Below are 25,725 nucleotides of genomic sequence, written 5' to 3'. Positions count from 1 at the left end.
GATGTCTGAAGCCTTATACTTCGAAGACGTCGCTTCCGTGGAGCGGGCCGAGAGCGAGCCCGCCCTGCACGTCGACGTGGACGGTTTCGAAGGACCCCTCGACCTCCTGCTCGAGCTGGCCCGCCGGCAGAAGGTCGACCTTCACAAGATTTCGATCCTGGCGCTGGCCGAGCAATACATCGCCTTCATCGAGGAGGCGCGCCGCACGCGGCTGGAACTTGCGGCGGATTACCTGGTCATGGCGGCCTGGCTCGCCTATCTCAAGTCCCGCCTGCTGCTTCCCGAGCCTCCCAAGGGCGAAGAGCCGAGCGCCGAGGATCTCGCCACGGCCCTGGCGCTGCGCCTGCGCCGCCTGGAGGCGATCCGCGAGGCGGCCAAGAGGCTGGGCGAGCGCGACTGGCTCGGTCGCGACGTGTTCGCCCGCGGCGCGCCGGAGCCGGTCGTGATCCGGCGCGACGCACGTTACGAGGCGAGCCTCTACGACCTGCTCAAGGCCTATGCGCGGCAGCGCCAGATCCAGCTCAATACCCGGGTCTCCCTGCACAAGCGCAATGTCTGGTCCCTGCTCGACGCCCGCGAGGCCCTGGAGCGGCTCGTGGGTCATCTGAGCGACTGGACGACCCTCGATACCTATCTGATGCAATACATGGTCGAGCCGTCCATGCGCCCGACCGTGATGGCCTCGGCATTGTCCGCGACCCTCGAAATGGTGCGCGAGGGCAAGCTCACGATCCGGCAGGACGAGGCGTTCGCGCCCGTCTGGGTCAAGCCGGTCGCGGATCCGGCGGAGGCAGGAGCCTGACATGGAAGCCACCGAAGATACTGTCGACGAGACCTCCGTGGGCGCGGAGGCCGACGTTCCGCAGGTGCCCGATCACTACGAGGCGACGCGGATCGCCGAGGCGCTCCTCTTCGCCTCCGCGACACCCCTGAGCGCCGACGATCTGACTGGCCGCCTCCCGGAAGGGGCGGATGTCGGCGCCATTCTCGAGGACCTGATGGGCCTTTATGCCGGTCGCGGCGTCAATCTCGTCCGCGTGGCCGGCGGCTTCGCCTTCCGCACCGCGAGCGATCTCTCATTCGTCCTGGCGCGCGACGTGGTCGAGCAGCGCAAGCTGTCCCGCGCGGCGATGGAGACCCTGGCGATCGTCGCCTATCACCAGCCTGTGACCCGCGCGGAGATCGAGGAAATCCGCGGCGTCGCCACGTCCAAGGGCACGCTCGACACCTTGCTTGAAACCGGCTGGATCCGCCTGCGCGGCCGCCGCAAGGCGCCGGGGAGGCCGGTGACCTATGGCACCACGCCGCATTTTCTCGAGCATTTCGGCCTCGATGCCATCGAGGACCTGCCGGGCCTCGAGGAGCTCAAGGGCGCAGGCTTTCTGGAGGGCAGGGTGCCGCCGGATCTCGCTGTGCCCGTGCCCTCTGACGATCAGGCCCTGCGCGAGGACGAGGACCCCCTCGACCATGATGACCTCTTCCAGCCGCTCGACATCGACGAGGGCGGGACCGGCGCGGAATGACGGACAAGCGGTCGCACGTCCGGGATCGTTTCCGGCTTCCCCTGTGGGGACAGCGGGGAACGGCGGGCGCCTCCATCCCAGCCCAGCTGACGTTCGACAAAGTCGGGCAGACCTATGGCAACATGCGCGTCCTCGACGGGGTCTCGCTCGTTGTCGAGCCGGGCGAGCTCGTCTGCCTTCTCGGCCATTCCGGATGCGGCAAGACGACCCTCCTGCGCATCGCTGCCGGTGTCGAGACGCCGACGGTCGGGCGTGTGCTCATGGACGGCCTCGAGGTCAGCGGTCCCGGCGCCTATGTGGAGCCGGAGCGGCGCGGGATCGGCCTGATGTTCCAGGATTATGCCCTCTTCCCGCACATGACTGTACTTCAGAACGTCATGTTCGGCCTGAAGGATCTGTCCGCTTCGGAAGCTGGCGTCGCGGCGCGCCGGGCGCTTTCGAGGGTCGGGCTCGACCACTACGCGGACGAGTTTCCGCACACGCTTTCCGGCGGCGAGCAGCAGCGGGTGGCCCTGGCCCGGTCCATCGCTCCGCGCCCCGGGGTTCTTCTCATGGACGAGCCCTTCTCCAACCTGGACCGCCGCATGCGCGATGCGATACGGGACGAGACGGTTGCGATTCTCCGGGAGACGGGGGCGACCACCATCGTCGTGACCCACGATCCGGAGGAGGCCATGCGCATCGCCGACCGGATCGTCCTGATGCAGGCGGGCACGGTGATCCAGGAGGGGACCTCGGAAGAGATCTACAAGCACCCCGTCAGCCTTTTTGCCGCACGCTTCTTCTGCGATTTCAACGAGGTCCGCGGCGTGGTAAGAGGAGGACAGGCATCCTGTCCGGTCGGAATCTTTCCGGCGCAGCATCTTCCCGACGGCCCCGCCGTCGTCTGTGTGCGGCCCCAGGGATTGCGCCTCCGGCCCTCCGGCTGCTGCCTGCCGGGCCGGGTGGTGTCGCGCCGATTCCTTGGCGAGGTCGAGATGGTCCACATCGACGTCCAGGGCGTCGACCGGCCGTTTCAGGCTCGCATTCACGATCCGATCTCCGCTAGGGAAGGACAGGATGTGGGAATCGAGATCGATCCGAAGGATGTCCTTGTTTTCGCCGCCTCAGATCCCTAGGTTGGCGGCACGTTTCAGTTGAGTGACCGCGCCCTTGGGAGGCGCAGGAGGATTGCCATGGGTGGCGCGAGTATCTGGCATTGGATCGTTGTGGGTCTGATCGTTGTCCTGTTGTTCGGGCGCGGCAAGATTTCCGACATGATGGGCGACGTGGCGAAGGGCATCAAAGCCTTCAAGAAGGGAATGGCGGAGGACGATACCGCCGCAAAGCCCGTGGAGCCGAACGAGCCCGTCCGGACCATCGATCATCAGGCGACCACGACGACGACGGCGACCACACCCAACAAGGTTGGCTGATTGCCGTCCGGGGGTCACCCTCGAAGCTTTACGGTTTTGAAGTCAGAGTAGCGTTCTAGGCAGGGTTGGGACCGCCATGTTTGACATGAGCTGGGGTGAGGTGATGGTCATCGGCGCCGTGGCGCTGATCGTCATCGGTCCGAAGGACCTGCCCAAGGCGTTGCGGACGGTTGGACAGGTTACGGGCAGGCTTCGCCGGATGGCGGCGGAGTTCCAGGGCCAGTTCCAGGAGGCCATGCGCGAAGCGGAGCTGGACGACGCCAAGCGCCAACTCCAGGGCTTGAACGATACCGTCTCGTCCATGAATACAGGTTTCAATCCGATGCAAACCATCCGGGACGAGTTGAAAGGCGCCATCGAGACGCCGGTCGTCTCGGAGAAAAGCCCGACCGAGGCTGTGTCCGCGGCGACCGCCCAGGCGCGGGGCGAGGCCAATCCCCCGGCTCCCGTCGACCCGCTGGTCGCGCTGCCGATTTCCTCCGTTCCGCCGATCGTCGATCCAGCGGAATCCATTGCCACCGTCCTGAAGCATGAAGCCGAGGTCAAGGTAGCGTCCGCGCCGCCTGCGGCCCTTCCGGCCGCGCCAGCGACAGACAAACCTGACGCGAAATCCGAATGACGAATGTCCCCGAGGATGAGGTCGAGGCGTCGCGCGCGCCTCTGATCGAGCATCTGACCGAGTTGCGCTCCCGCCTCATCAAGGCGCTCGTAGCCTTCGTCCTGATGTTCTTCGTCTGTTTTGCCGGGGCGAAGTACATCTACAATGCCCTGGTCTGGCCCTATGTCGTCGCCGTCGGATCGCCCGAGAAGGCGCATCTCGTCTATACCCACGGCCTCGAATACCTCTTCACCCAGATCCAGGTCGCGGCCTTCGGGGCGGGCTTTCTCGCCTTCCCGATCATCGCCATGCAGATCTACAAGTTCGTCGCGCCGGGACTCTACAAGAACGAGCGCCGGGCCTTCGTGCCCTACCTGTTCGCGACTCCGGTTCTCTTCACCATCGGCGCCGCGGTGGTCTACTTCATTGCGATGCCGCTGCTCATGCGCTTCTCCGTAGGCATGCAGCAGCTCGCCACCGACTCGTCCCCAGGCATCGAGTTCCTGCCCAAGGTGAGCGAATACCTCTCGCTCATCATGACGCTGATCTTCGCCTTCGGGATCTGCTTCCAGCTTCCTGTCGTCCTGACCCTGCTGGCCCGGGCCGGGATCATCGATTCGGCGTTTCTCAAGAGCAAGCGCCGCTATGCGGTCGTCGTGGTGTTCATTCTCGCCGCCGTTCTGACCCCGCCGGACGTGATCAGCCAGTTCGCCCTTGCGGTCCCCACCTTGCTTCTTTACGAGGCGTCCATTCTCTCCGTCCGTATGGTGGAGAGGAAGCGTGCGGAAGCCGAGGCCGCGCGCGCGGCAGCCGGATAGGAAGAGAAGTCCTTCACCGTCGGCCGCCAACCTTGGCATCCTGAAGGGGGCGGCCGTGTTGCAAGGACGGGGCCGCGTCTCGCATCACGGTCGGTCCCATGCATGACATTCGCTCCATCCGCGACAATCCCGCGGCATTCGACAAAGGCCTCCTGAACCGGGGCATGGAGCCCTTGTCCGCGTCCCTCATCGCCCTCGACGACCGTCGCAAGAGCACCGTCTCCGCGCTCCAGGCCGCCATGGAGAGCCGCAATGGGTTCTCGAAGGAGATCGGCCAGGCCAAGGCCAAGAAGGACGAGGCCCGCGCCCAGGAGCTGATGGCCGAGGTCGCGCGGCTGAAGGAGAGCATTCCCACGCTCGAACACGAGCAGCGCGAGGCCGAGAAGGCCCTGTTCGATGCCCTGTCCGCCATTCCCAATATTCCGAAGGACGAGGTCCCGGTCGGAGCGGACGAGACCGGCAACGTGGAGCGCCACCGTTTCGGCAATCCCAGGAACCTGGCCGCCGCGAAGCAGCATTTCGAGATCGGCGAGGCCCTCGGCCTCATGGATTTCGAGGCGGCTGCCAAACTTTCGGGCTCGCGTTTCGTGGTGCTCAAAGGCGGCCTTGCCCGGCTGGAGCGGGCCCTCGGCCAGTTCATGGTCGACCTTCATACCACCGAGCATGGCTATACCGAGATCAACCCGCCGCTGCTCGTCCGCGACGAGACCATGTTCGGCACCGCGCAACTGCCGAAATTCGAGGAGGACCAGTTCTGGGCCCTTCCCGGCTCGTCCCTCGAGGAGCTTGTGTCGTCGGCGCTGGAAGGATCGACGACACACGACGCGCTTCGGAAGGCCATCAAGGACGCGCGCTACGGCCTCATTCCGACCGCCGAGGTGTCGCTTACCAATCTGGTGCGCGAGCAGATCCTCGCGGAGGAGGAGCTTCCCCTGCGCTTCACGGCGCTGACGCCCAGCTTCCGTGCCGAGGCCGGTTCCGCCGGTCGCGATACGCGCGGCATGATCCGCCAGCACCAGTTCGTGAAATGCGAGCTCGTCTCGATCACCGCTCCGGAGACCTCGGCCGATGAGCATGAGCGCATGCTCACCAGCGCCGAGAATGTCCTGAAGAAACTCGATCTGCCGTTCCGCACCATGACCCTGTGCACCGGCGACATGGGCTTTGCCTCGGCCAAGACCTACGACATCGAGGTCTGGCTGCCGGGGCAGGGAATGTATCGCGAGATCTCGTCCTGCTCGGTGTGCACGGATTTCCAGGCGCGGCGGATGAATGCACGATACCGCCCGGCGGACGGGAAGGGACCGCGTTTCGTGCATACCCTCAACGGCTCGGGCCTCGCCGTCGGGCGCACGCTCGTCGCCGTGCTGGAGAACTACCAGAACGAGGACGGCAGCGTCACAATTCCGTCGGCGCTGCAGCCCTATCTGGGTGGACTCTCCCGTCTCGAGAAACAGGGCTGACATGCGTATCCTCTGCACCAACGACGATGGCATCCACGCGCCGGGCCTCAGGGTCCTGGAGACGATCGCCCGGGCCCTGTCGGACGATGTGTGGATCGTCGCGCCGGAAACCGACCAGAGCGGCGTCGCCCATTCCCTGTCCCTGAACGATCCGCTGCGTCTGCGCGAGGTCGGCGACCGCCAGTACGCGGTCAAGGGCACGCCGACCGATTGCGTGATCATGGGCATCCGCCACCTGATGCGGGAGCGGAGGCCGGATCTGGTGCTCTCGGGCGTCAATCGCGGCCAGAACGTCGCCGAGGACGTGTCCTATTCCGGCACCGTCGCGGGGGCGATCGAGGGGACAATTCTGGGCGTCCCCTCGATTGCGCTCTCCCAGGCGTATGGCGCAGGCCGCCGCCACGACCTCAAGTGGCATTGCGCAGAGCATCACGGACCGAAGGTCGTCCGCAAGATCCTCGATGTCGGGATCGACAGGGGCATCCTCATCAACGTCAACTTTCCGAGCTGCGAGCCGGAGGAGGTCGAGGGCGCGGCGATCTGCAACCAGGGCCAGCGGACGCAGGAACTCCTGCGCCTCGACGAGCGCGAGGACGGGCGCGGCAATCCCTATTACTGGATCGCTTTCGAGCGGAAGCCGTTCACGCCCGGCAACGGCACGGATCTCTGGGCCATCGCGAACCGCCGCATCGCCGTCACGCCGCTGCGCCTCGACATGACGGACGAGCCGAGCCTGACACGCTACGCCCAGGCCTTCGAGTGAGGATGTCTGCGACGCGATGAAAGACACTCCTCCCCGACAAGCTCAGTTCGACCTGCCCTTGGGCGGGGAGGCGGAACGTGCCGCCGAGGAGCAGGCGGTCGGTGTCGCCTCGTTCATCCTGTCGCTCCGGGCCCGGGGCATCCGCGACACGGCGCTTTTGCGCGCCATGGAACTGGTGCCGCGAGAGGTCTTCGCGCCGCGCCGTTTCACGGATCTCGCCCGCACCGATGTCGCCTTGCCGCTTCCGTGCGGACAGACCATGACCGGACCGCGCACGGTCGCGGCCATGCTGCTGGCCTTGCGCGTCGGACCCGGACAGCGCGTCTTCGAAGTCGGAACGGGCACGGGCTATGTGACGGCGCTTCTCGCGCGCCTCGGTGCCGAAGTCTCCACCATCGAGCGCTTCAACACGCTCGCCGAGAGCGCCCGCCAGCACTTGAAGATCGTTGAAGCCGGCAAGGTCCGGATGGAGGTCGGAGACGGGCTCGGCCTTCGTCCGCGCGAGCGCTTCGACCGCATCCTCCTGAACGGCGCGGTCCCGCAGATTCCCGAGGCCGTCACGGGGCTTCTCGCTCCCGGTGGACGACTCGTCGGCGCGCTCGCGATCGATGGTCTGCCGCGGCTCGTCTCCGTCGAGCGGAACGAGGAGGGCGAGCTGCAGCAGGAACTCGGGGCGACGCTGCGCCTCTCGCCCCTGGTGCGGGGCGTCGCAGAAACGCTCTGACGCCGGCAGAAATTTTTTGCTTACGGTTACGACAAAATTCGGACCGGAAACGGTTGCTTAACCTCAATAGGGTTTTAATGCCCCATCGAGTTGCGTCGGTTGGGGTTGAGTTATGCGGCAGCGTAGGAGTTCTGGGCATTGGGTCGCGATTTCGCGGATCGCTCTTGTGAGCGTGATCGGCAGTGCAGCGGCGGCCTGTAGTTCGGACACGGTGCGGTTCGCGGACAACCCGTTCTCGAATCCCTTCGCGACGAGCGAGCGGTTCGAAGGCAATGCAACCGCAGCGGCCGCCCCGGCCCAGCCGCAGCAGATGGCATCTGCGGTGCCGACGCCCTCGGTTCAGTCGCAGGCGCTGCCTCCGGTCCACTCCCAGCCCCTGTCCCCGTCCCAGGTCGCTTCGGCGCCGACGCGCATCACGCCGGGCGGAGCTGGCGGCTGGTCGGCGGCCGGCGGAACAGCCATCACGGTCGGCGGCAACGACAATCTCAACACGATTTCCCAGCGCTACGGCGTGCCGGCGAACGCGATCCTCGCGGCGAGCGGCCTGTCGAGCCCGAGCCAGGTGAAGCCCGGCCAGCGCCTCGTGATCCCGGTCTATGGCGCATCGTCCGGAACGCAGGTCGCCTCGGCCGCCCCTGCCCATTCGGCCCCCATGGCCGCTCCGTCCGCGCCTCCGCCGAAGTTCCGTCTCGTGGAGAACAAGAAGGCCGCAGCCACGCCTACCGAGCCGGTCGAAGCGCCCAAGCGCGTCCGTCCCGGCATGGCCGTTGCGAAAGCCGAGCCCGTCGCTCCGGTCAAGGTCGCGACCGCTGGTTCGGAGCCGCTCGTCTCCGCCCCAAGGCCCGTGGAGCCTCAGAAGGTCGCGGCAGTCGCCGAGCCTCAGCCGCTGAAGCCGGTGGCCGCCCCGCAGCCAGCCGCGCCGGTTGTGGCAGCCCCTGTGCCGCAACCCGTCGCCAAGAAGGAGCCGGTCAAGGAGCCCGAGCAGACCGCCAGCGTCGCCGACCCGTCCGGCGACTTCCGCTGGCCCGCCCGTGGCCGAGTCATCGCCGGTTTCGGCGCCAATGGCGGCAACGAGGGCATCAACATCGCGGTTCCGGAAGGAACCCCTGTCAAAGCCGCCGAAGCCGGAACCGTCACCTATGCCGGCAGCGAGGTGAAGGGCTACGGCAACCTTGTCCTCATCCGTCATGAAAACGGTTTCGTGTCCGCCTACGCCCACAATGGCTCGCTCAGTGTGAAGCGCGGTGAGCAGGTCAAGCGCGGACAGGTGATCGCCACCTCCGGCCAGACCGGCAACGTGACCTCGCCCCAGCTTCATTTCGAGATCCGCAAGGGTGCGACGCCGGTCGACCCGCTCAAGCATCTCGGCGGCTGACGCTTCCACGAGTTTCGATCGGCTTTCGGGACCCCGAGGCTGATCCCAAGAGGGGACGGTGGAGCTCAGCCACCGTCCCTTTGTCTTTTGTGGACGAACGGCGTTCGCAACGCCCGTGATTTCGGACCTCCTCCGCCGTCGGTCCGGGATCGCCCGCGGCGCCCCGGAAGGACAGCGGCGGGTCCCGAACGGACGGGCTGCGGTCTAGATCGCCTTCCCCAGCCGTCCCGCCAGGTCCTGAATGTATTGCCAGGCCGTGCGGCCGGAGCGGGCGCCGCGGGTAGTGGCCCATTCGAGGGCCTCGGCGCGGATCGCATCCCGGTCGCCGGAGAGGCCGAGGTGATCGACATAGCCGAAGACCATGTCGAGATACTCGTCCTGGCTGCATTTGTGGAAGCCGAGCCAGAGACCGAACCGGTCGGAGAGGGACACTTTCTCCTCGATAGCTTCGCCCGGGTTGATGGCGGTGGAGCGCTCGTTGTCCATCATGTCCCGCGGCAGGAGGTGGCGCCGGTTGGAGGTCGCGTAGAAGATCACGTTGTCGGGCCTGCCCTCGATCCCGCCCTCCAGGACCGCCTTGAGCGACTTGTAGGACGTGTCGTCGGAATCGAAGGAAAGGTCGTCACAGAAGATCACGAAGCGGTGCGGATCTGCCCGGAGCAGCGCCATCAGGTCCGGCAGGGTCTCGATGTCCTCGCGGTGGATCTCGATGAGCTTCAAGGGGCGCGAACCGGCCGCCCTGGTGTGATTGGTCTCTGCATGGACAGCCTTCACCAGAGAGGATTTGCCCATGCCGCGGGCACCCCAGAGCAGGGCGTTGTTGGCGGGAAGCCCAAGGGCAAAGCGTCGGGTGTTCTCGGCCAGCATGTCCCTGACCCGGTCGATGCCGCGAAGAAGGCTCATCTCGACCCGGTTGACCTTCGGGACCGGAGCGAGCCGCCGGGTTGCCGCCTGCCAGACGAAGGCGTCCGCCGCCGTAAAATCTGCGTGAACGCGGGCGGCGGGCGACAGCCGATCGAGGGCATCGGCGATGCGGCGCAGCAGGTCCATCGCTTCGGGAGGCGTGGCAGGCGAAACCGAGGACGGGTTGTCGGAAAGAGGCTTGGACATGGAGCTTCCGGCAGATAAAAGGCCTGCTTATCGCGGAAGCCGGGGATCGTCCATGGAGGTGTACCCGGGAAATCCCCGCAACTTCATTGATTTCGTGAAGTCGATGGGTATAGTCCGCCCCGTTCCAACCCTGTCCGGCGCGGGTAGGACAATACGGTCCGCCACGCGCCATACTCCATGGAGAGCCGCTTGTTCATTACGCCCGCCTTCGCGCAAGGGGCCCCCTCTGGGGGAGACATGACTTCGCTGATCACGAATCTCGTCCCCTTCATCCTCATTTTCGTCATTATGTGGTTCCTGATCATTCGTCCGCAGCAGCGGCGGGTGCGTCAGCATCAGGAGATGATCAAGAACGTGCGCCGTGGCGATACGGTGGTGACCTCCGGCGGCATCATCGGCAAGGTGACGAAGGTTCTCGAGGACACGACCGACATCGAGGTCGAGATCGCTGACGGCGTGAAGGTGAAGATCGCGCGCGCCAATATCTCCGAAGTCCGGACCAAGGGCGAGCCGGTCAAGGCCTGATCGAGGCCTTCTCCTAAAAAGGGTTGAGTTGACGATGTTGCGCTTCTCGAAGTCGAAGATCATCGCCACCGTGGCAATCATCCTGATCGGCCTTCTTCTCGCCGTTCCGAGCTTGATGGGCCGCGAGCAGCGCGAAGCGCTCCAGCGCTCCCTGCCGGGATGGGTGCCGTCGTGGCTGATCCCGTCCCGCGCCGTCGTACTCGGCCTCGACCTTCAGGGCGGTTCCCACGTCCTCCTCGAAGTGGACGTTCCGGATCTCCTGCGCACCCAGAGCGTCCAGCTCCGCGACGATGTCCGCCGCGTGCTCCGCGAAGCGCGCGTCAATCCGCAGGGCGGCATCCAGCTCAACCAGCGTGGCGTGCAGATCCGCGTGCCGGATGCAGCCGAACGGGACAAGATCCTGCCGCGCCTGCGCGAGCTCTCCCAGCCCATCGGTAACGCCGTGCTGGGGCAGGGCGGCAACCGGGACCTCGACATCGCCACGACACCCGATGGCCTGATCACGCTGACCTATACGGATGCGGGCATCAACGACAAGGTGCGGCGGGCCGTCGATCAATCCATCGAGGTCATTCGCAAGCGCATCGATTTCGGCGGCACGACGGAGCCGAGCATTCAGCGGCAGGGGACGGACCGGGTCCTCGTCCAGGTTCCCGGCCTCCAGGACCCGCAGCGGCTCAAGGAGCTTCTGGGCCGCACCGCCAAGCTCGAGTTCCGGATGCTGGGGCAGCAGGGGGCCACCGATGTCGACATGCTTCCCATGCGCGACGCCGGCGGCCAGAAGGTGCCCGTCGAACGCCGGGTGATCGTCGAGGGCGGCGATCTCGTCGACGCCCAGCCTGCCTTCGATAGCCGCACCAACGAACCCATCGTCAATTTCCGCTTCAACATCCGCGGCGCGCAGCGCTTCGGGCAGGCGACATCGGAGAACGTCGGCCGGGCGCTTGCCATCGTCCTCGACAACGAGGTCATTTCCGCGCCGACCATCCAGACGGCGATCACCGGCGGGTCGGGCCAGATTTCCGGTCGCTTCACGGTGCAGCAGGCGCAGGATCTTGCCGTTCTCCTGCGCGCCGGCGCCCTGCCGGCCAAGCTGACCATCGTCGAGGAACGCACCGTGGGTCCCGGCCTCGGTCAGGACTCGATCGAGGCGGGCAAGAAGGCCACCTATGTGGCGGCGATCCTGGTCATGATCTTCATGTTCGCCACCTACGGCGTGTTCGGCTTCTTTGCGAACATCGCGCTTCTGGTCCATGTCGGCCTCATCTTCGGCCTCATGTCGGTGCTCGAGGCGACGCTGACGCTTCCCGGCATCGCCGGCATCGTGCTCACCATCGGCACCGCCGTGGACTCGAACGTGCTGATCTACGAACGCATCCGCGAGGAGGCGCATGCGGGACGCTCGATCCCCTCTGCGATCCAGGCCGGTTTCGAGCGCGCCTTCGCAACCATCGTGGACTCGAACAGCACCATGGCGATCGCCGCCGTCATCCTGTTCTTCCTCGGATCGGGACCGGTGCGCGGATTCGCGGTGGTCTTCATTCTCGGCATCCTGACGACGGTCATCACCGCCGTAACCCTGACGCGCATGATGATTGCGCTCTGGTATCACAGGATGCGTCCGAAAACCCTTCCTTTCTAAGGAATTCGTATCGTGCGCCTTATTCGAATCTGGCCCGAAAGCGCCCATTTCAACTTCATGCGCCTGCGGCGCTACTCATTCCCGCTGTCAGCGACCCTGTCGCTTCTGACGGTGGTCCTGCTGCTGACCATGGGCCTGAATTTCGGCATCGACTTCAAGGGCGGAACGCTCATGGAGTTGCAGGCGAAATCCGGGCATGCCGATGTGGCCACGATCCGCCAGTCCGCGCAGGGCTTCGGGTTCGGCGACGTCGAGGTTCAGGAGTTCGGCACGGCAGGCGGCGTCTCGTTGCGCTTTCCGATCCAGGAAGGCGGCGAGGCGGCACAGAGCGCGGTCGTCCAGAAGGCCCGCGATACCTTCAGTGCCGATTACGAGTTCCGTCGCGTCGAAACCGTGGGGCCGCGCGTCTCCGGCGAACTGGTGCAGTCGGGAACGATCGGCATCATCCTCTCGGTCATCGCGGTGTTGTTCTATCTCTGGTTCCGCTTCGAGCGCGAACTGGCCATCGGCGCGATCGTCGGCACCCTGCATGACATCGTGCTGACCGTCGGGTTTTTCGTCATCACCCGGCACGAGTTCAACATGACCTCGATCGCCGCCATTCTGACCATTGTCGGCTATTCGCTGAACGAGACGGTGGTCGTGTTCGACCGCACACGTGAACTGATGCGCCGCTACAAGGCGATGCCGGTGACCGAGCTGCTGAATCTGTCGATCAATACGACCATGTCGCGCACGGTGATGACAGCGACAACCACGGCGCTGTCCCTGGTCGCGCTCGTCATCTTCGGCGGCCGTGCCATCGAGGGCTTTGCCCAGGTCATGCTCTACGGCGTCGTGGTCTGTACCTATTCCGCGATCTTCATTTCATCCCCGATGCTGATCTATATCGGCCTTCGCAGCACCGAAGCGGTGAAAGCCCCGGAAGGCAAGGTCGCTCCGGCGGAGTGAGCAGCATGAGCGACGGCCGCATCCATGACGGCTTCGTGCCGGGGCGTCATCCCATCGACGCCTACGGCAATGGCGGCTTCCGCTTCGCGGACATGTCCCATCGCGGCTCAATCCTCATCCTGCCGTCGGGTATTCGCGCCTGGCCGGTCGCTTCGGTCGCTGACATCACGGAGGAAGCGCTGGCGCCGGTTTTCGCCGAGGCGGACGAGACGGACCTGCTGTTGCTGGGCACCGGGCTGGACGTGGCGGCAATTCCGGAGCGCCTGCGTCTCCGCTTTCGCGACGAGCGAATCGGACTTGACGTGATGCAGAGCGGTGCCGCTGCGCGAACCTACAACATTCTCCTCGCCGAAAACCGCAAGGTTGCGGCGGCGCTGATCGCTGTGCCGTGACATGGCATCCGAGGACCTGACCTTCGCCTACTCCCACTGCGAGGCCCTTGTCCGAGAGGGCGACCCCGATCGCTTCTGGGCGAGCCAGTTTTCCCCCTCCGACAAGCGCCCGCACCTTCACGCCCTTCATGCCTTCAACCACGAGATCGCCCGCGTGCGCGATTCCGTGCGCGAGGCCATGCTGGGGGAGATCCGCCTGCAATGGTGGCGCGACGCGCTTCAGGGCGAGTCGCGGGGGGACGTGCGTGCCAATCCGGTCGCCGCGGCGCTCGACGACACCATTGTCAAGTTCCGCCTGCCGCGCTCCGCTCTCGTGAGCCTGATCGATGCGCGGATCTTCGACCTCTACGACGATCCGATGCCGTCATTGAACGACCTCGAGGGCTATTGCGGGGAAACCTCATCCAGCCTCATCCGCCTCGCCAGCATCATCCTGATGGGCGGCTCCGATCCGGGTCATGCGGATGCGGCGGGCCATGCGGGAGTCGCCTATGCGGTGACGGGCCTGCTGCGGGCGTTCCCCTGGCACGCGCGGCAGGGCCAGGTCTTCGTTCCGGCCGATATCCTCTCCCGCCATGGCGTCGTGCGTGACGATATCGTCACGGGCCGGGGAGGGCCGGGTCTCAAGTCCGCACTCGCCGACCTGCGTGCCGTCGCACGCCGGCATCTCGATCAGGCCCGGACTTTGCGCGCCACGATTCCGGCGAATGCGCAGCCGGCCTTCCGGCCTCTCGCACTCGTCGAGCCATATCTCAAGGAAATGGAACGGCGCGACTACGATCCCTTCCACTCGGAGGTGGATGTGCCCCGCTGGCGGAAGATCTGGGCCCTGTGGCGGGGCGGGTTCTGATCCCAGGCGTCATTCCGGAGCCGCGAAGCAAGGCCCGACCTGAAGGGCCACGCAAAGCGAAATCCATTGCCGCTCACGGTTCAGAATGAAGGGCCCGGTTGCCCATTGCGCCTGATCGCGCACCGTCGTTTTTCTGGGGTCCGGGCTCGGCGCTGCGCCCTGTCCCGGAATGACAATCCGCTGTTCATCCTACGGAACAGAACGCCGCTTACTCCGCGGCCGCCGGCAGATCCTGCCCCGCCTTCCAACCTGCGAGATCGGCCCGCGCCCGGTCCGTAAGGGCGCGCTTTCGGGCAACCGCCTTCGCCGGTCCACGCAGGCGTTTGCCGTTCTCGTCCTTCGCCGAGAATTCGATGGGTGGAAACAGGCCGAAATTGACGTTCATCGGCTGGAAGGAGCGCGGCCCCTCGTCGATGGTCTCGATATGCCCGCCGGTAATGTGGTTGATCAGGGCGCCGAGGGCGGTCGTGGGTGGGAGCGGCGGCAGTGCCCGTCCGAGACGCTCCGCGGCCGCGAAGCGGCCGGCCATCAGGCCGACGGCGGCGCTCTCCACATAGCCTTCGCAGCCGGTGATCTGGCCCGCGAAGCGCAGCCGCGGCATCGCCTGGAGCCGCAGGGTCGGGTCGAGGAGTTTCGGCGAGTTGAGATACGTGTTGCGGTGGATGCCCCCGAGACGAGCGAACTCGGCGTTCTCCAGGCCCGGGATCATGCGGAAGACCTGGGCCTGCTCGCCGTACTTCAGCTTGGTCTGGAAACCGACCATGTTGAACAGGGTGCCGAGCGCATTGTCCTGACGCAACTGCACCACGGCATGGGGCTTGCGGTCCGGGTTGTGCGGGTCGGTGAGGCCGACCGGCTTCATCGGCCCGTGGCGCAGCGTCTCGCGGCCCCGCTCGGCCATGACCTCGATGGGCAGGCAGCCGTCGAAATAGGGAGTGTTCGCCTCCCACTCCTTGAAGCTCGTCTTGTCGCCGGCAATCAGCGCGTCGATGAAGGCCTCGTACTGCTCCTTGTCGAGGGGGCAGTTGATGTAGTCGGCCCCGGTCCCGCCGGGACCCGCCTTGTCGTAGCGCGACTGGAACCAGGCGACGTCCATGTTGATCGACTCGCGATAGACGATCGGCGCGATGGCGTCGAAGAAAGCAAGTTCCTTCTCGCCCGTGAGGGAAAGGATGGCCGCCGCCAGATCCGGCGAGGTGAGGGGGCCCGTGGCAATGATCACGGAAGACCATTCCTCGGGCGGAAGCCCGGCGATTTCCCCGCGCTCGATCGTCACCAGGGGATGGGCCTGAAGCGTCGCCGTCACGGCATCGGAGAACCCGTCCCGATCCACGGCCAGGGCGCCCCCGGCTGGCACCTGGTGGGCATCGCCCTTCTCCATGATGAGCGAGCCGAGTGCGCGCATCTCCTGATGCAGCAGGCCGACCGCATTGGTCTCGGCATCGTCGGAACGGAACGAATTGGAGCAGACGAGTTCCGCCAGTCCCTCGGTCTTGTGGGCATCGGTGCCGCGAACCGGACGCATTTCGTGGAGCACGACGGGAACGCCCGCCTGCGCGATCTGCCAGGACGCCTCCGAACCGGCGAGGCCGCCGCCGACGACATGAATCGGTTGAAGCTTGCTCATCATCTTCCTCTCGAACGGGGATTGGTTGACCCGCAAGAAGGCGCGGGTCAAGCTGAGCCATTCCAATTCAAGCTCAGGTGCAGGACCCATGGCCCCAACGCGACCCGTCATGCTTATAACAGGAGGAAGCCGCGGCATAGGCGCCGCGGTGGCGCATCTGGCTGCAAGGCGCGGCTACGATGTGGCGGTCAATTACAGGTCGGACGCGGATGCGGCCGAGCGGGTGGTGAAGGCCTGCCGCGACGCCGGAGCAGCGGCCCTATCCTGCCAGGGCGACATGGCTGACGCCGCCGATGTGGTACGCGTCTTCGACGAGGCGCAATCGGCCCTCGGCCCGCTCTCCCATGTGGTGAACAATGCCGGCATCACGGGGCGTTCGAGCCGTCTCGATCAAGCATCCGACGAGACGATCCGTGCCTGCATCGAGCTCAACGTCCTGGGCGCCCTCTGGGTCGCCCGTGAAGCGGCGCGGCGGCTCTCGATCCGCAACGGCGGCAAGGGCGGGTCCATCGTGAACGTCTCCTCGGTGGCCTCCCGCCTCGGCAGCGCCGGGGAATATGTCTGGTACGCGGCATCCAAGGCCGCGGTCGATGCGATGACGATCGGATTATCGCAGGAACTCGCGGGCGATGGCGTGCGGGTCAACGCGGTATCGCCGGGTATCACGCGGACGGAAATCCACGAGAAAAGTACCGGCGATGCGGGTCGCGTTGAGCGGTTTCGCTCGAAGATCCCTCTGAACCGGATCGGCGAGCCGGAAGAGATCGCGGAGGCGATTCTGTTTCTGGCGTCGGACGCGGCGTCCTACATCACCGGAGCGAATATCCCGGTTTCCGGGGGACGCTGAGATGCTGGCCTGAAAAAGCAAACGCCCGCCGGAAGGCGGGCGTGGGTCTCATGCTGCACTGCAGCAATCACTTACGCAGCAGCGTGCTGGCGAGCGATGTTGTCGATCTGGAAGCGGGAGATGCCCAGGTCGTCGAGCTCACGATCGGAGAGCTGCGAAAGCTCACGGACGGTCTCGCGGTAACGCAGGTAAGCACGGACTTTAGAGAGGATGTAGGACACGAACATTTTGAAACTCCTGAGTTAGCCGGCCCCGGCGACCGGCGGCCTTTGTTCTTGCGTGTGCAATGCAGCATATAAGGGCGTGCGGTGCCGAAGAGGAGTGGTGATATTGTAGGGCTGTTATGCTTTAGTAGCATGGCACGGTAAGGATCTGTTAAGAGACATGCCTCTCGTGCATTTAAGGCGGCGCCAGCAAATTATCTGGAAAATGAAGTCTTAAAAGGCAGAACTGCCAAGCTATAGTGGCAGCAGAATGTTTACCGCAATATCGGCATGAATATGAACGAATATTCATGAATAATTAGCAAGTATAGCATGTGATCAATAGTTGTTCCTCGGGAACCAGTGCTCGCAGTTGGCGTTTTCTCCCCACATCATTGCTCTGGAGGAGATTTCGCAATGAAAGGGATCGCTTTTGGCCTGGGGCTTGCTCTGCTTAGCACCGCTGCCTGGGCTCAGACGCCAGGCATGCCGGATACGACTGCACCGGCGCAGCGAACGGAATCGAGCTCGGCAATCCGCCGCCCGGCGGGAGACGCAGCACGGTCCAGCGGAATTGAGACCCGCGTCCGGACCCGGGTCGACGGCGGCATCCGCGCTGGTGTGGAAACCCACGACCATTCGGGAGTCACCGTCCACCGCACCCGGACCATCCGTGCGGTCGAGGAGCCCAGCGTCACCGTCAGGCGTCGCCATACCGTGACGACCTATGACGAGCCGGACACGGTGGTACACCGTACGGTCGTCAAGAAGAAGCCCGCTGCCACGAAGGTGGTGGTGAAGTCGAAGAAGAAGAAACCCACCAAGGTCGTCGTGAAGAAGCGTCGCCACTACGTGGTGCACGAGCCGGTGGAGGTCGGCCGTCGTACGGTCCATCGTTACGAGGTCGACGAGCCGAGCGTGTCCGTAACCCGGCGGACGGTCCGGCACGTTCGGGAGGAGACGCCTGGAATCGGCGTATCGATCGAGCAACGCCGGCGTGACGTGAATGTCTCGACGACGCGCCGTTCGACCGCCCCGGAGACGACCGGCTCGGTCACGACCCGCAGCCGGATCGGCACCGAGAATGGGGTTCGGACCAATTCCAGCGGATCGACGAACCTGCACCTGCGTGCGCCGGACAGTTCCTCGTCCGGCGGAAGCATGGGTCAGTAGCCATCGGTTCAGCGTCAGGAAAAGGGGCCGGCTTCCGGCCCCTTTTACTTGGTTCAACAGCCAGTGACCCTTATGCGCCTTGCCGCCGTGCGGACGAACCGCCAGAGTGCGCAACAAAACAGCAGAGCGCATCGGGGGCATTATGCAGCAGGTCATCGTCTTTCTCTTGAGCAACTTCACGCTGACGCTCTTCGTCGTCGGCTTGGTCGCTGCGTTGGCCTCGCTCCTGCGGCACCCGCGTCCATGGGACCCTTCCAAGGTGACAGAGGCGCTCCTGTCGTGGTTCCTGTTCTTTTCATTCGGCGTCAGCTTCTTCTACAATTTCATCATGCACGTCTTCTTCTCCGAGATGGCGGCGGCCTTCATCGGCTGGCAGACAAGTCCGTTCCAGAAGGAGGTCGGCTTCGCCAGCCTCGGGTTCTCGCTCGTCGGATTTCTGGCGTTCCGGGGCAATGCCAGCCTGCGGCTCGCCGCCATTCTCGCTCCGGCCTGCTTCCTGTGGGGGGCCGCCGTGGGGCATGCGATTCAAATGGTGGAGGCCGATAACTATTCTCCCGGCAATGCCGGCGTCATCTTCTATACCGACATCCTGCTTCCGCTCTTCGGCTTCGTGCTGCTCTGGATGAACGAAAAGCACAGGCCGACCCTTCGCGACGCGCGCTGAGGCGGTTGCTGTCTCACGTCTCGGGGAATCATTGGGCCGGATGCGCAGGCCGGACAACTCCGGCCCGCGGTTTCCGGTGCTAGTGGCGTGGAACGATGCTGCCCATGGCGGTCCGGCACGCGGATTCGCAGCGACGGCAGGCCTCGGCACAGACCCGGCAATGCTCATGCTGCTTGGCATGGCGCGCGCATTCCTCGGCGCAAAGACCGCAGGCGGTGGCGCAAGCGTCGAGCATTCTGTGCAAGACCTCCTCATTGGAGCCGGTCCGCCGCGTGGCTACGGCGCCCGTCGCCATACAGATATCGGCGCAGTCCAGGTTGAGGCGGATGCATTGCCTCAATTGCTGGACCATATCCTCCCCGAGGCAAGCATCCGCACAGGACGTGCAGATCTGCGCACAATCGTAGCATTCCTCGATGCAGCGGATCAGCGCGTCGTTGGTGCTGCCCTGGACCTGGGGATGGGAGCGGATCATCTCCTGTGCGTGCATAGCGGCTCTCCTGCGGCTTGAGCGGGGTGATGGAGGGCGACGTCGCCCGTGAGCCAAAGCGGGAGCCTCCGCATGGTTCCGGATCACTCCGAACTCGGGGTAGGCATTTTGGGGCTTATCACGCCGCTTGCCAGCAGGACGCCCAAGGTTGCGAAGGCGATGCCGATGGTTGCGCCAAGACTCGGAATTTCGTCCAGCAGAGGAATGGCGAGGATAGCCGCGAGCACCGGGCCAAGCGGCGAGAGCGCCGCCGCCCGCGATGGGCCGAGCCGATCGATGGCGTAGCCATAAAGCACGATGCCTACGACACCCGATAGAAAGCCCTGCAGCAGGGCCTGGACGAGAATAGCGCCCGTCAGGCCGTCCATGGCGGCACGGACGAGAGCCGGCGCTCCCAGTGGCAGGAGGAGCAGAACCGACCAGAGGCCGATGAGCCCGGCGGCCTGAAGGGCGGAGAGGCCGCTGCGCCGATAGGCATGAGTGTAGATGCCCCAGAGGCATGCCCCCCCGAGCAGCAGCATGTGTCCGCGCCATGCGCCGGAGGCGCCACTGACGAGGCTACCGCCTGCGATGGACAGGACCGCGGCGAGGATCATGACGAAGCCGACGACGCGCATGCGGCCCAGGGTCTCGCCGAAAACGAGCCAGCCGATCAGCGCCACGAAGAGCGGCATCGTTCCAGGAAGCAGGGGCCCGATATCCGCCGCGGGGGAGAATTGCATTCCCGTGGCAACGATGAGGAAGAACGGGGCGCCGGAGCACAGTAGTCCAAGCGCGGTTTTCAGTGGCAATCCCCTGGGCCAGAGCCCGATCCGCCACGTGACGGGGGCGAGAAGGAGGGCGGGGACCGCGAAGCGCACGATTCCGACCGCGGCGGGGGGCAGGGAATGGGTGACCGCATGGCGCGTCCCGACCATCCAGAAGGCCCAGATGATGACGGTGATCAGGCCCGCGCACCATCCGAGCACGAGCGGGCGGCCGGTGAGAAGGGAAGGGGCGGGCGGGGTGGCGCGGAGAGTGTCGGACATGACGATTCCCTCAATCGAGACCCTTAGCATGACTCGAGAGGCGGGGGCATGTCCTTGCGAAGTTCCGCCACTTCATGCTCTCTTTCTGGCAGAAGATTGCGCAAACGGACCGGAAAGGCGCAGAAATGCCCTATATCAATCTCGACGCGATCGATTTGAGGATTCTCGCCGCCCTGCAGGGCGATGGCCGTTTGAGCAACAACGAACTCGCGGACCGGGTCGGGCTTTCGCCATCCCCATGCTTGCGGCGGGTGCGCCGCCTGGAGCGCGACGGTTTCATCAGGGCCTACCGGGCGGTGCTCGATCGGGAATCGGTAGGGCTGGGCCTGACGGTGTTCGTGGAGATCAAGGTCGAGAAGCACTCCCGCGACAACGCCAGGGCCCTGCAGGACGCGCTTTCCGCAATGCCGGAGGTCGTCTCCTGTCACATGGTGTCCGGAACAGCCGATTTCCTCGTTGAGATCGTGGTGCCAAACCTGAAGGCCTATGAGCGGCTTCTGACGGAGACCCTCCTGACCCTCCCGATGATCGGCGATATCCGGTCCAATTTCGTTCTGACGCGCGCCAAATCCGACATGCCGCTCTCCCTCGCCCACCTCAAGCGCGAACCCGGTGCCCGAGAGGCTGCGCCGGATTGCGACTGAACCACAGGCTCGAGGACCATGATTATAAGAGGCTCGCCTCGAAGACGTAGAGCTTGATCTCCGCAAGTCTCGCAAGGGCGCTGTTGGGATCGGCCGTGCGGACGACACGAATGGCAAGCTTGACATCCCGTATCGTATGACTGCGGCCATCGTATATGCCGGCCCAGGCCATATGCGGTTTCATAGGGCAGCTCCACTACAATGCCACTTTCGCATACCGATATGGTCAGTACCTCTTTGCAATCCGGTCCGGTGTGTCAGGGCGCACATGCGGAGCACTGTTCCGGCCATGAGTCCGGGGCATGGCTGCCCGGCTCCCCGCGTCGTTGGCGCCGCATTCCAGGCGTGGACGGATGGACCGGCCCATGTAATAAACCACCGCCGCCACGGCTCGTTTCGAAATATTAGGTCTCGCTATGCCGCAATATCGTTCCCGTACCACCACTCATGGCCGCAACATGGCCGGCGCCCGCGGATTGTGGCGCGCCACGGGCATGAAGGACGAGGATTTCGGCAAGCCGATCATTGCCGTAGTGAACTCGTTCACCCAATTCGTGCCCGGCCATGTGCATCTGAAGGATCTCGGCCAGTTGGTGGCACGCGAGATCGAGAAGGCGGGCGGCGTCGCCAAGGAATTCAACACCATTGCGGTCGATGACGGCATCGCCATGGGCCATGACGGCATGCTCTACAGCCTGCCGTCCCGCGAGATCATCGCGGATTCGGTCGAGTACATGGTCAACGCCCATTGCGCGGACGCCATGGTCTGCATCTCGAACTGCGACAAGATCACCCCGGGTATGCTGATGGCATCCCTTCGTCTCAACATCCCGACGGTCTTCGTGTCCGGCGGCCCCATGGAAGCCGGCAAGCTCAACCTGCGCGGCAAGCTGAAGTCGATGGACCTCATCGATGCCATGGTCGTTGCCGCCGACGACAGCTACTCCGACGAGGAGGTGAAGGCCGTCGAGCGATCCGCGTGCCCCACCTGCGGGTCCTGCTCGGGCATGTTCACGGCCAATTCCATGAACTGCCTCACGGAGGCGCTGGGCCTTTCCCTGCCCGGCAACGGCACCGTGCTGGCGACCCATGCGGATCGCAAGCGCCTCTTCGTCGAGGCCGGCCATCTCATTGTCGATCTGGCACGGCGCTATTACGAGCAGGACGATTCCTCGGTTCTGCCGCGTTCCATTGCGAGCTTCGAGGCCTTCGAGAACGCCATGACGCTCGACATCGCCATGGGCGGGTCGACGAACACGGTGCTGCATCTTCTCGCCGCCGCCCATGAGGGCGAAGTCGCCTTCACCATGAAGGATATCGACCACCTGTCCCGCCGTGTCCCGGTCCTGTGCAAGGTGGCACCTGCCGTGGCTGACGTGCACATCGAAGACGTGCATCGCGCTGGCGGCATCATGGGCATCCTGGGCGAACTCGACCGTGCCGGGCTGATCCATCGCGATGCCGGCAGCGTCCATAGTGAAAGCCTTGGTGACGCGCTCGACCGCTGGGATGTGATGCGGACCTCGAGCGAGGCGGTTCATACCTTCTATCAGGCCGCTCCGGGCGGGGTTCCGACGCAGGTGGCCTTCAGTCAGGACCGGCGCTGGGAGGAACTCGATCTCGACCGGGCGAACGGCGTCATCCGCGACCGGGATCACGCCTTCTCGAAGGACGGCGGCTTGGCCGTGCTCTACGGGAACATCGCCGAGGACGGGTGCATCGTGAAGACGGCGGGCGTCGACGAGAGCATTTTGACCTTCAGCGGGCCGGCCCGGGTCTTCGAGAGCCAGGACGACGCAGTGAAGGGCATCCTCGGTGGCGCCGTGAAGGCCGGCGACGTGGTGGTGATCCGCTACGAGGGCCCGCGTGGTGGGCCCGGCATGCAGGAAATGCTCTACCCGACGAGCTATCTGAAGTCGAAGGGCCTGGGCAAGGCCTGCGCACTCATTACCGATGGGCGCTTCTCCGGCGGAACCTCGGGCCTTTCCATCGGTCATGCTTCGCCGGAAGCCGCGGAAGGCGGCCTTATCGGCCTCGTGGAGGAGGGTGACCGGATCGAGATCGATATCCCCAATCGCACGATCAGGCTTGCCGTCGCAGACGATATCCTCGCCGAGCGTCGCGCGGCCGAAGAGGACAGGGGCGACAAGGCCTGGAAGCCGCGGGCCGAGCGGCAGCGCAAGGTTTCGACCGCGCTCAAGGCCTATGCAGCCATGGCCACCAGCGCGGCGCGCGGCGCCGTCCGCGTCCTGCCGGATTGATGCCTCGGAGGCGGCGCGGGTGGCTGCGCCGCTTCTCTCCCTCCGGGAGCGATCTATCGTCTCACGTAGGTTTGAACGGCAAGGGTCCCGCAGCTGACAAGCTCGGGTAATCATGCCGATTCGTGAATATTTTCAGCTACTTGTGCCTATTGCCTCATGTGCGCTCCTTGCGCTCGGGGGCGTTATCGTCTCGCAATCCCGATCCGAACTTTGAGACGCGGCCCGCGTTGGTCACCCGCACATAGGGTGATTTCCCACCGCAACTCAACCGAGGAGAGATGATATGCGACGGATCATGTTGACGACGGCTTTTGGTGCGCTCCTGGTTGGGGCGACCGGTGCCATGGCGCAGCCTTATCTGTATCCGACCCCTGTCCCGAATGCGAGCGGCTCGCAGACCACCAACCCGGGGACCTATGGCGATACCAGGGGCGTGGTCGCGCCAGGAGAGCCTATGACGGCAGGAACCTGCCCGCCTCCGCCCAATGCGAGCGGCTCCCTCGCGACCGCTCCGTGCTCATATTACAACATGGGTACCGCACCAGGGATGGATGTGACGTCGACCGGATCGATCGTCATGCAGCCGGCGCCGATGTATGGGCCGGGACCCGTGTATGCACCCGTTCCAAATGCGAGCGGATCGCAGACCACCAACCCGATGACCTACGGCAACACGCGGCCCCGCTAAAACGCTCGGAAGCGTAGTTCGACCAGAGCCCCGTCCGGCTTCCCGGGCGGGGCTTCATCGTCGAAGAAGCGCATCTTCCCTGCACAGCAGAGCGCCGCCGCTGAAAGATTTCCAGACAAGCTGCATCAAGGTTTGACTGAGAAAGGCCTTTCGGGCCACGTAAGACTACCGCACCCCCTCGGCACGGATCACGGCACGCAACGGCCCGTATTCGGTCTGCTTGCGGACATCCATCTGCACCCGGCCGCTGGCGCCGGATCGGACCGAGTCCGACGCGCGCGTGCGGCTGGAACCGATCATCGTTTCTGCCCGGACCCGGCCACTGATGCGCACGCAGGTATCGGAGTTCTGAAGCGCGGAAAAGCCGGGTGGGCAGACGGGCGCAGCACCGGCAGGAGAAACAAGGCCCGCGACGGCAAGGCCTGTTACTGCAAGAGTCCAGCAGTTTCGCATGGTGCCTCCAGGATGTACTTGCGGACACTAGCGCAAGATCGAGGGGGTGGACACCCTCGCGCCGGGAGACCAGCATGGAACCGGACACGACCTTGTGGAGGGACGATGGCGGATTGGCTCGACGCGGCGCTTGCTTATGTTTCGTCATGGATGGCGTTCCAACTTCGCTACCACGATCAGCCCGGCTGCGCCGTCGCCATCGCACACAAGGGGAGGGTGGTCTTCGACGCAGCGTTCGGCAGCGCCGACCTGTCGACGGGCGAGCGACTGAGGTCGGAGCACCGCTTCCGCATCGCCTCTCATTCCAAGACATTTACGGCTGCGGGCATTCTGAAGCTGCGCGAACAGGGCCTCATCCGGCTTGACGATACGGTAGGCCGGTTTGTCCAAGGTCTTCATCCCCGCATTGCCGAAGCGAGCATCGAGCAAGTGCTGACACATAGCGCGGGTCTCGTCCGCGACGGTGACGACAGCGGCCAGTTCATGGATCGACGTCCTTATCTGACCGCGGAAGAGCTGCGCGCCGACCTTTCGAAGCCGCCCCCGCTCGAGGCCGGTGAGAGGTTCAAATATTCGAACCATGGTTATGGGCTTCTCGGTCTGGTCATCGAGACCGTCGTGGGTGAGCCCTATGCGGTGTGGATGAAGCGGGAGATCGTCGATGCCGCCGGTGTGGATGGCATTGCACCTGACATGGCATTTCTCGACGGAGCGCCCGTCGCGCGAGGACATAGCGCGAAGGAGCCGCTCGGCCGCCGGGTCGTGATTCCCGGCGACAATCGCACGAATGCCATCATGCCAGCTGGCGGATTCGTGGCCAATGCCGGAGATCTGGTGCGGTTCTACGCACAACTTTCGCCGAATGCCGAGGAGAGCATCCTCACGCGTGCGAGCCGCCGCGAGATGGCCCGTCGCCGGTGGCGCGACGAGGGCGGCCTGCTGGAGCGCTATTACGGACTTGGGGCGATCATCGGACGGTCGGGGGACTGGGCGTCCTGGGGCCATTCCGGATCCTTGCAGGGGTTCATTTCGCGCACGGCAGTCTATGCGCAGCAGGATCTGGCGCTTTCGGTCCTTGCCAATGCCATCGACGCACCGGCGGCGCTCTGGCTCGACGGCATTGTCAACATTCTGAAGACGTTCTCCCAGCGGGGCGCGCCGCGTGTCGAGCTCGCCGATTGGCAGGGCCGGTGGTGGAGCATTTGGGGTGCGACGGACCTGGTGCCTATCGGTGATCGGGTGGTTGTGACCGCGCCCACGTCTTTTCTGCCCTTTGTGGATGGGAGCGAGGCCGAGATCACCCAGAACGATGGCGGCCTGATCGTACAGGGCTCCGGATTCAACCCTCTCCGCGAGAGGTTGCGCCGTGTCCGGGATGCGGAGGGGATGGTACGCGAGATATGGATCGGCGGGAGCCGTCTCGTCGATGAGGATGTCCTGCGCACAGAGATGATCGCCCGCTACGGCGAGAACTGACGCCGTTCCCCGGTTCAGCGCG

At 64.9% G+C, this 25,725-nt stretch carries 29 protein-coding genes; 22 read left to right on the top strand and 7 right to left on the bottom strand.

All coding sequences use genetic code 11. The features are described from left to right. Position 1 precedes the first annotated feature (1 nt). The 10 genes from AC522E_RS11530 to AC522E_RS11485 all read left to right on the top strand — a co-directional run bounded on the left by AC522E_RS11530 (position 2) and on the right by AC522E_RS11485 (position 8,679). Positions 2–802, top strand: coding sequence for a segregation and condensation protein A (locus AC522E_RS11530; RefSeq protein WP_500746408.1), 801 nt, complete (start codon positions 2–4; stop codon positions 800–802). Position 803: 1 nt separating this feature from the next. Further along, entirely contained in the window at positions 804–1,523 is a 720-nt protein-coding gene (gene scpB / locus AC522E_RS11525) for an SMC-Scp complex subunit ScpB (protein WP_500746407.1), read from the top strand. Next, positions 1,520–2,641 (top strand): ABC transporter ATP-binding protein, encoded by a 1,122-nt coding sequence (locus AC522E_RS11520; RefSeq protein ID WP_500746406.1) that lies wholly within the window; start codon positions 1,520–1,522, stop codon positions 2,639–2,641. Before scpB ends, AC522E_RS11520 begins: the two co-directional genes overlap by 4 nt. A gap of 57 nt (positions 2,642–2,698) precedes the next feature. After that, positions 2,699–2,938 carry a twin-arginine translocase TatA/TatE family subunit gene (locus AC522E_RS11515; RefSeq protein WP_500746405.1) on the top strand — a complete coding sequence of 80 codons (240 nt, stop codon included), beginning with the start codon at positions 2,699–2,701 and terminating at the stop codon, positions 2,936–2,938. Between the two features lie 76 nt (positions 2,939–3,014). Continuing rightward, complete coding sequence (tatB, locus tag AC522E_RS11510) at positions 3,015–3,557, top strand: Sec-independent protein translocase protein TatB (protein ID WP_500746404.1); 543 nt, start codon at positions 3,015–3,017, stop codon at positions 3,555–3,557. Next, positions 3,554–4,354 (top strand): twin-arginine translocase subunit TatC, encoded by an 801-nt coding sequence (gene tatC, locus AC522E_RS11505; RefSeq protein WP_500746403.1) that lies wholly within the window; start codon positions 3,554–3,556, stop codon positions 4,352–4,354. Before tatB ends, tatC begins: the two co-directional genes overlap by 4 nt. Before the next feature lie 98 nt (positions 4,355–4,452). Continuing rightward, complete coding sequence (gene serS, locus AC522E_RS11500) at positions 4,453–5,817, top strand: serine--tRNA ligase (RefSeq protein WP_500746401.1); 1,365 nt, start codon at positions 4,453–4,455, stop codon at positions 5,815–5,817. Position 5,818: 1 nt separating this feature from the next. After that, entirely contained in the window at positions 5,819–6,580 is a 762-nt protein-coding gene (surE, locus tag AC522E_RS11495; RefSeq protein ID WP_500746400.1) for a 5'/3'-nucleotidase SurE, read from the top strand. Positions 6,581–6,596: 16 nt separating this feature from the next. After that, on the top strand, positions 6,597–7,304 hold the full coding sequence (locus tag AC522E_RS11490) for a protein-L-isoaspartate O-methyltransferase family protein (RefSeq protein ID WP_500746399.1): 708 nt from the start codon (positions 6,597–6,599) through the stop codon (positions 7,302–7,304). 166 nt (positions 7,305–7,470) lie between these two features. Further along, positions 7,471–8,679 carry a peptidoglycan DD-metalloendopeptidase family protein gene (locus tag AC522E_RS11485; protein WP_500746398.1) on the top strand — a complete coding sequence of 403 codons (1,209 nt, stop codon included), beginning with the start codon at positions 7,471–7,473 and terminating at the stop codon, positions 8,677–8,679. Positions 8,680–8,883: 204 nt separating this feature from the next. On the opposite strand, the gene AC522E_RS11480 is transcribed toward AC522E_RS11485, so the two are convergent. Beyond that, entirely contained in the window at positions 8,884–9,789 is a 906-nt protein-coding gene (locus AC522E_RS11480) for an ATP-binding protein (protein ID WP_500746397.1), read from the bottom strand. A gap of 237 nt (positions 9,790–10,026) precedes the next feature. Between AC522E_RS11480 and yajC the strand changes: the two genes are divergently transcribed. The 5 genes from yajC to AC522E_RS11455 are packed head-to-tail and all read left to right on the top strand — an operon-like array spanning position 10,027 to position 14,149. Continuing rightward, entirely contained in the window at positions 10,027–10,314 is a 288-nt protein-coding gene (gene yajC / locus AC522E_RS11475; RefSeq protein WP_500746396.1) for a preprotein translocase subunit YajC, read from the top strand. A 34-nt stretch (positions 10,315–10,348) separates the two neighbouring features. Continuing rightward, positions 10,349–11,956: a protein translocase subunit SecD gene (gene secD / locus AC522E_RS11470; RefSeq protein ID WP_500746395.1), complete on the top strand. Its 1,608-nt coding sequence runs from the start codon at positions 10,349–10,351 to the stop codon at positions 11,954–11,956. Between the two features lie 12 nt (positions 11,957–11,968). Beyond that, entirely contained in the window at positions 11,969–12,907 is a 939-nt protein-coding gene (secF, locus tag AC522E_RS11465) for a protein translocase subunit SecF (RefSeq protein WP_500746394.1), read from the top strand. A gap of 5 nt (positions 12,908–12,912) precedes the next feature. Then, complete coding sequence (locus AC522E_RS11460) at positions 12,913–13,299, top strand: Mth938-like domain-containing protein (RefSeq protein WP_500746393.1); 387 nt, start codon at positions 12,913–12,915, stop codon at positions 13,297–13,299. 1 nt (position 13,300) lies between these two features. Continuing rightward, positions 13,301–14,149: a phytoene/squalene synthase family protein gene (locus tag AC522E_RS11455; RefSeq protein WP_500746392.1), complete on the top strand. Its 849-nt coding sequence runs from the start codon at positions 13,301–13,303 to the stop codon at positions 14,147–14,149. Positions 14,150–14,357: 208 nt separating this feature from the next. Here the strand turns inward: AC522E_RS11455 and trmFO are convergent, their stop codons facing one another. Then, positions 14,358–15,776, bottom strand: coding sequence for a methylenetetrahydrofolate--tRNA-(uracil(54)-C(5))-methyltransferase (FADH(2)-oxidizing) TrmFO (gene trmFO, locus AC522E_RS11450; RefSeq protein WP_500750658.1), 1,419 nt, complete (start codon positions 15,774–15,776; stop codon positions 14,358–14,360). Between the two features lie 109 nt (positions 15,777–15,885). Here trmFO and AC522E_RS11445 point away from each other — a divergent pair, with 109 nt between their 5' ends. Continuing rightward, positions 15,886–16,623, top strand: coding sequence for a glucose 1-dehydrogenase (locus AC522E_RS11445; protein WP_500746391.1), 738 nt, complete (start codon positions 15,886–15,888; stop codon positions 16,621–16,623). 71 nt (positions 16,624–16,694) lie between these two features. On the opposite strand, the gene AC522E_RS11440 is transcribed toward AC522E_RS11445, so the two are convergent. After that, positions 16,695–16,850: a DUF1127 domain-containing protein gene (locus tag AC522E_RS11440; protein WP_500746390.1), complete on the bottom strand. Its 156-nt coding sequence runs from the start codon at positions 16,848–16,850 to the stop codon at positions 16,695–16,697. A 393-nt stretch (positions 16,851–17,243) separates the two neighbouring features. Between AC522E_RS11440 and AC522E_RS11435 the strand changes: the two genes are divergently transcribed. Together AC522E_RS11435 and AC522E_RS11430 are read left to right on the top strand one after the other, a co-directional pair. Then, complete coding sequence (locus AC522E_RS11435; RefSeq protein WP_500746389.1) at positions 17,244–17,999, top strand: hypothetical protein; 756 nt, start codon at positions 17,244–17,246, stop codon at positions 17,997–17,999. 106 nt (positions 18,000–18,105) lie between these two features. Further along, a complete protein-coding gene (locus tag AC522E_RS11430) occupies positions 18,106–18,663 on the top strand; it encodes a DUF6790 family protein (protein WP_500746388.1) in 558 nt (185 codons plus the stop codon). A 79-nt stretch (positions 18,664–18,742) separates the two neighbouring features. Here AC522E_RS11430 and AC522E_RS11425 read toward each other — a convergent pair whose 3' ends face one another. Both AC522E_RS11425 and AC522E_RS11420 read right to left on the bottom strand, forming a co-directional pair. After that, positions 18,743–19,153: a four-helix bundle copper-binding protein gene (locus tag AC522E_RS11425; RefSeq protein WP_500746387.1), complete on the bottom strand. Its 411-nt coding sequence runs from the start codon at positions 19,151–19,153 to the stop codon at positions 18,743–18,745. Between the two features lie 83 nt (positions 19,154–19,236). Then, positions 19,237–20,181, bottom strand: coding sequence for a DMT family transporter (locus AC522E_RS11420; RefSeq protein WP_500746386.1), 945 nt, complete (start codon positions 20,179–20,181; stop codon positions 19,237–19,239). 125 nt (positions 20,182–20,306) lie between these two features. Between AC522E_RS11420 and AC522E_RS11415 the strand changes: the two genes are divergently transcribed. Further along, positions 20,307–20,825, top strand: coding sequence for an Lrp/AsnC family transcriptional regulator (locus AC522E_RS11415; RefSeq protein WP_500746385.1), 519 nt, complete (start codon positions 20,307–20,309; stop codon positions 20,823–20,825). Positions 20,826–20,847: 22 nt separating this feature from the next. On the opposite strand, the gene AC522E_RS11410 is transcribed toward AC522E_RS11415, so the two are convergent. Beyond that, positions 20,848–21,009, bottom strand: a complete 162-nt coding sequence (locus AC522E_RS11410) for a hypothetical protein (RefSeq protein ID WP_500746384.1) — start codon at positions 21,007–21,009, stop codon at positions 20,848–20,850. Positions 21,010–21,241: 232 nt separating this feature from the next. Here AC522E_RS11410 and ilvD point away from each other — a divergent pair, with 232 nt between their 5' ends. After that, positions 21,242–23,086, top strand: coding sequence for a dihydroxy-acid dehydratase (gene ilvD / locus AC522E_RS11405; protein ID WP_500746383.1), 1,845 nt, complete (start codon positions 21,242–21,244; stop codon positions 23,084–23,086). A gap of 283 nt (positions 23,087–23,369) precedes the next feature. Then, positions 23,370–23,774 carry a hypothetical protein gene (locus AC522E_RS11400; protein WP_500746382.1) on the top strand — a complete coding sequence of 135 codons (405 nt, stop codon included), beginning with the start codon at positions 23,370–23,372 and terminating at the stop codon, positions 23,772–23,774. Positions 23,775–23,939: 165 nt separating this feature from the next. Here AC522E_RS11400 and AC522E_RS11395 read toward each other — a convergent pair whose 3' ends face one another. Further along, complete coding sequence (locus AC522E_RS11395) at positions 23,940–24,227, bottom strand: porin (RefSeq protein WP_500746381.1); 288 nt, start codon at positions 24,225–24,227, stop codon at positions 23,940–23,942. A gap of 105 nt (positions 24,228–24,332) precedes the next feature. On the opposite strand from AC522E_RS11395, the gene AC522E_RS11390 reads away from it, so the two are divergent. Beyond that, complete coding sequence (locus AC522E_RS11390) at positions 24,333–25,703, top strand: serine hydrolase domain-containing protein (protein ID WP_500746380.1); 1,371 nt, start codon at positions 24,333–24,335, stop codon at positions 25,701–25,703. Positions 25,704–25,725: the final 22 nt, after the last annotated feature.

This window comes from Microvirga sp. BF8 (assembly GCF_059888585.1).
Note: the sequence above shows the minus strand (reverse complement) of the source record. Positions and strands in the feature narration are given on the sequence as shown.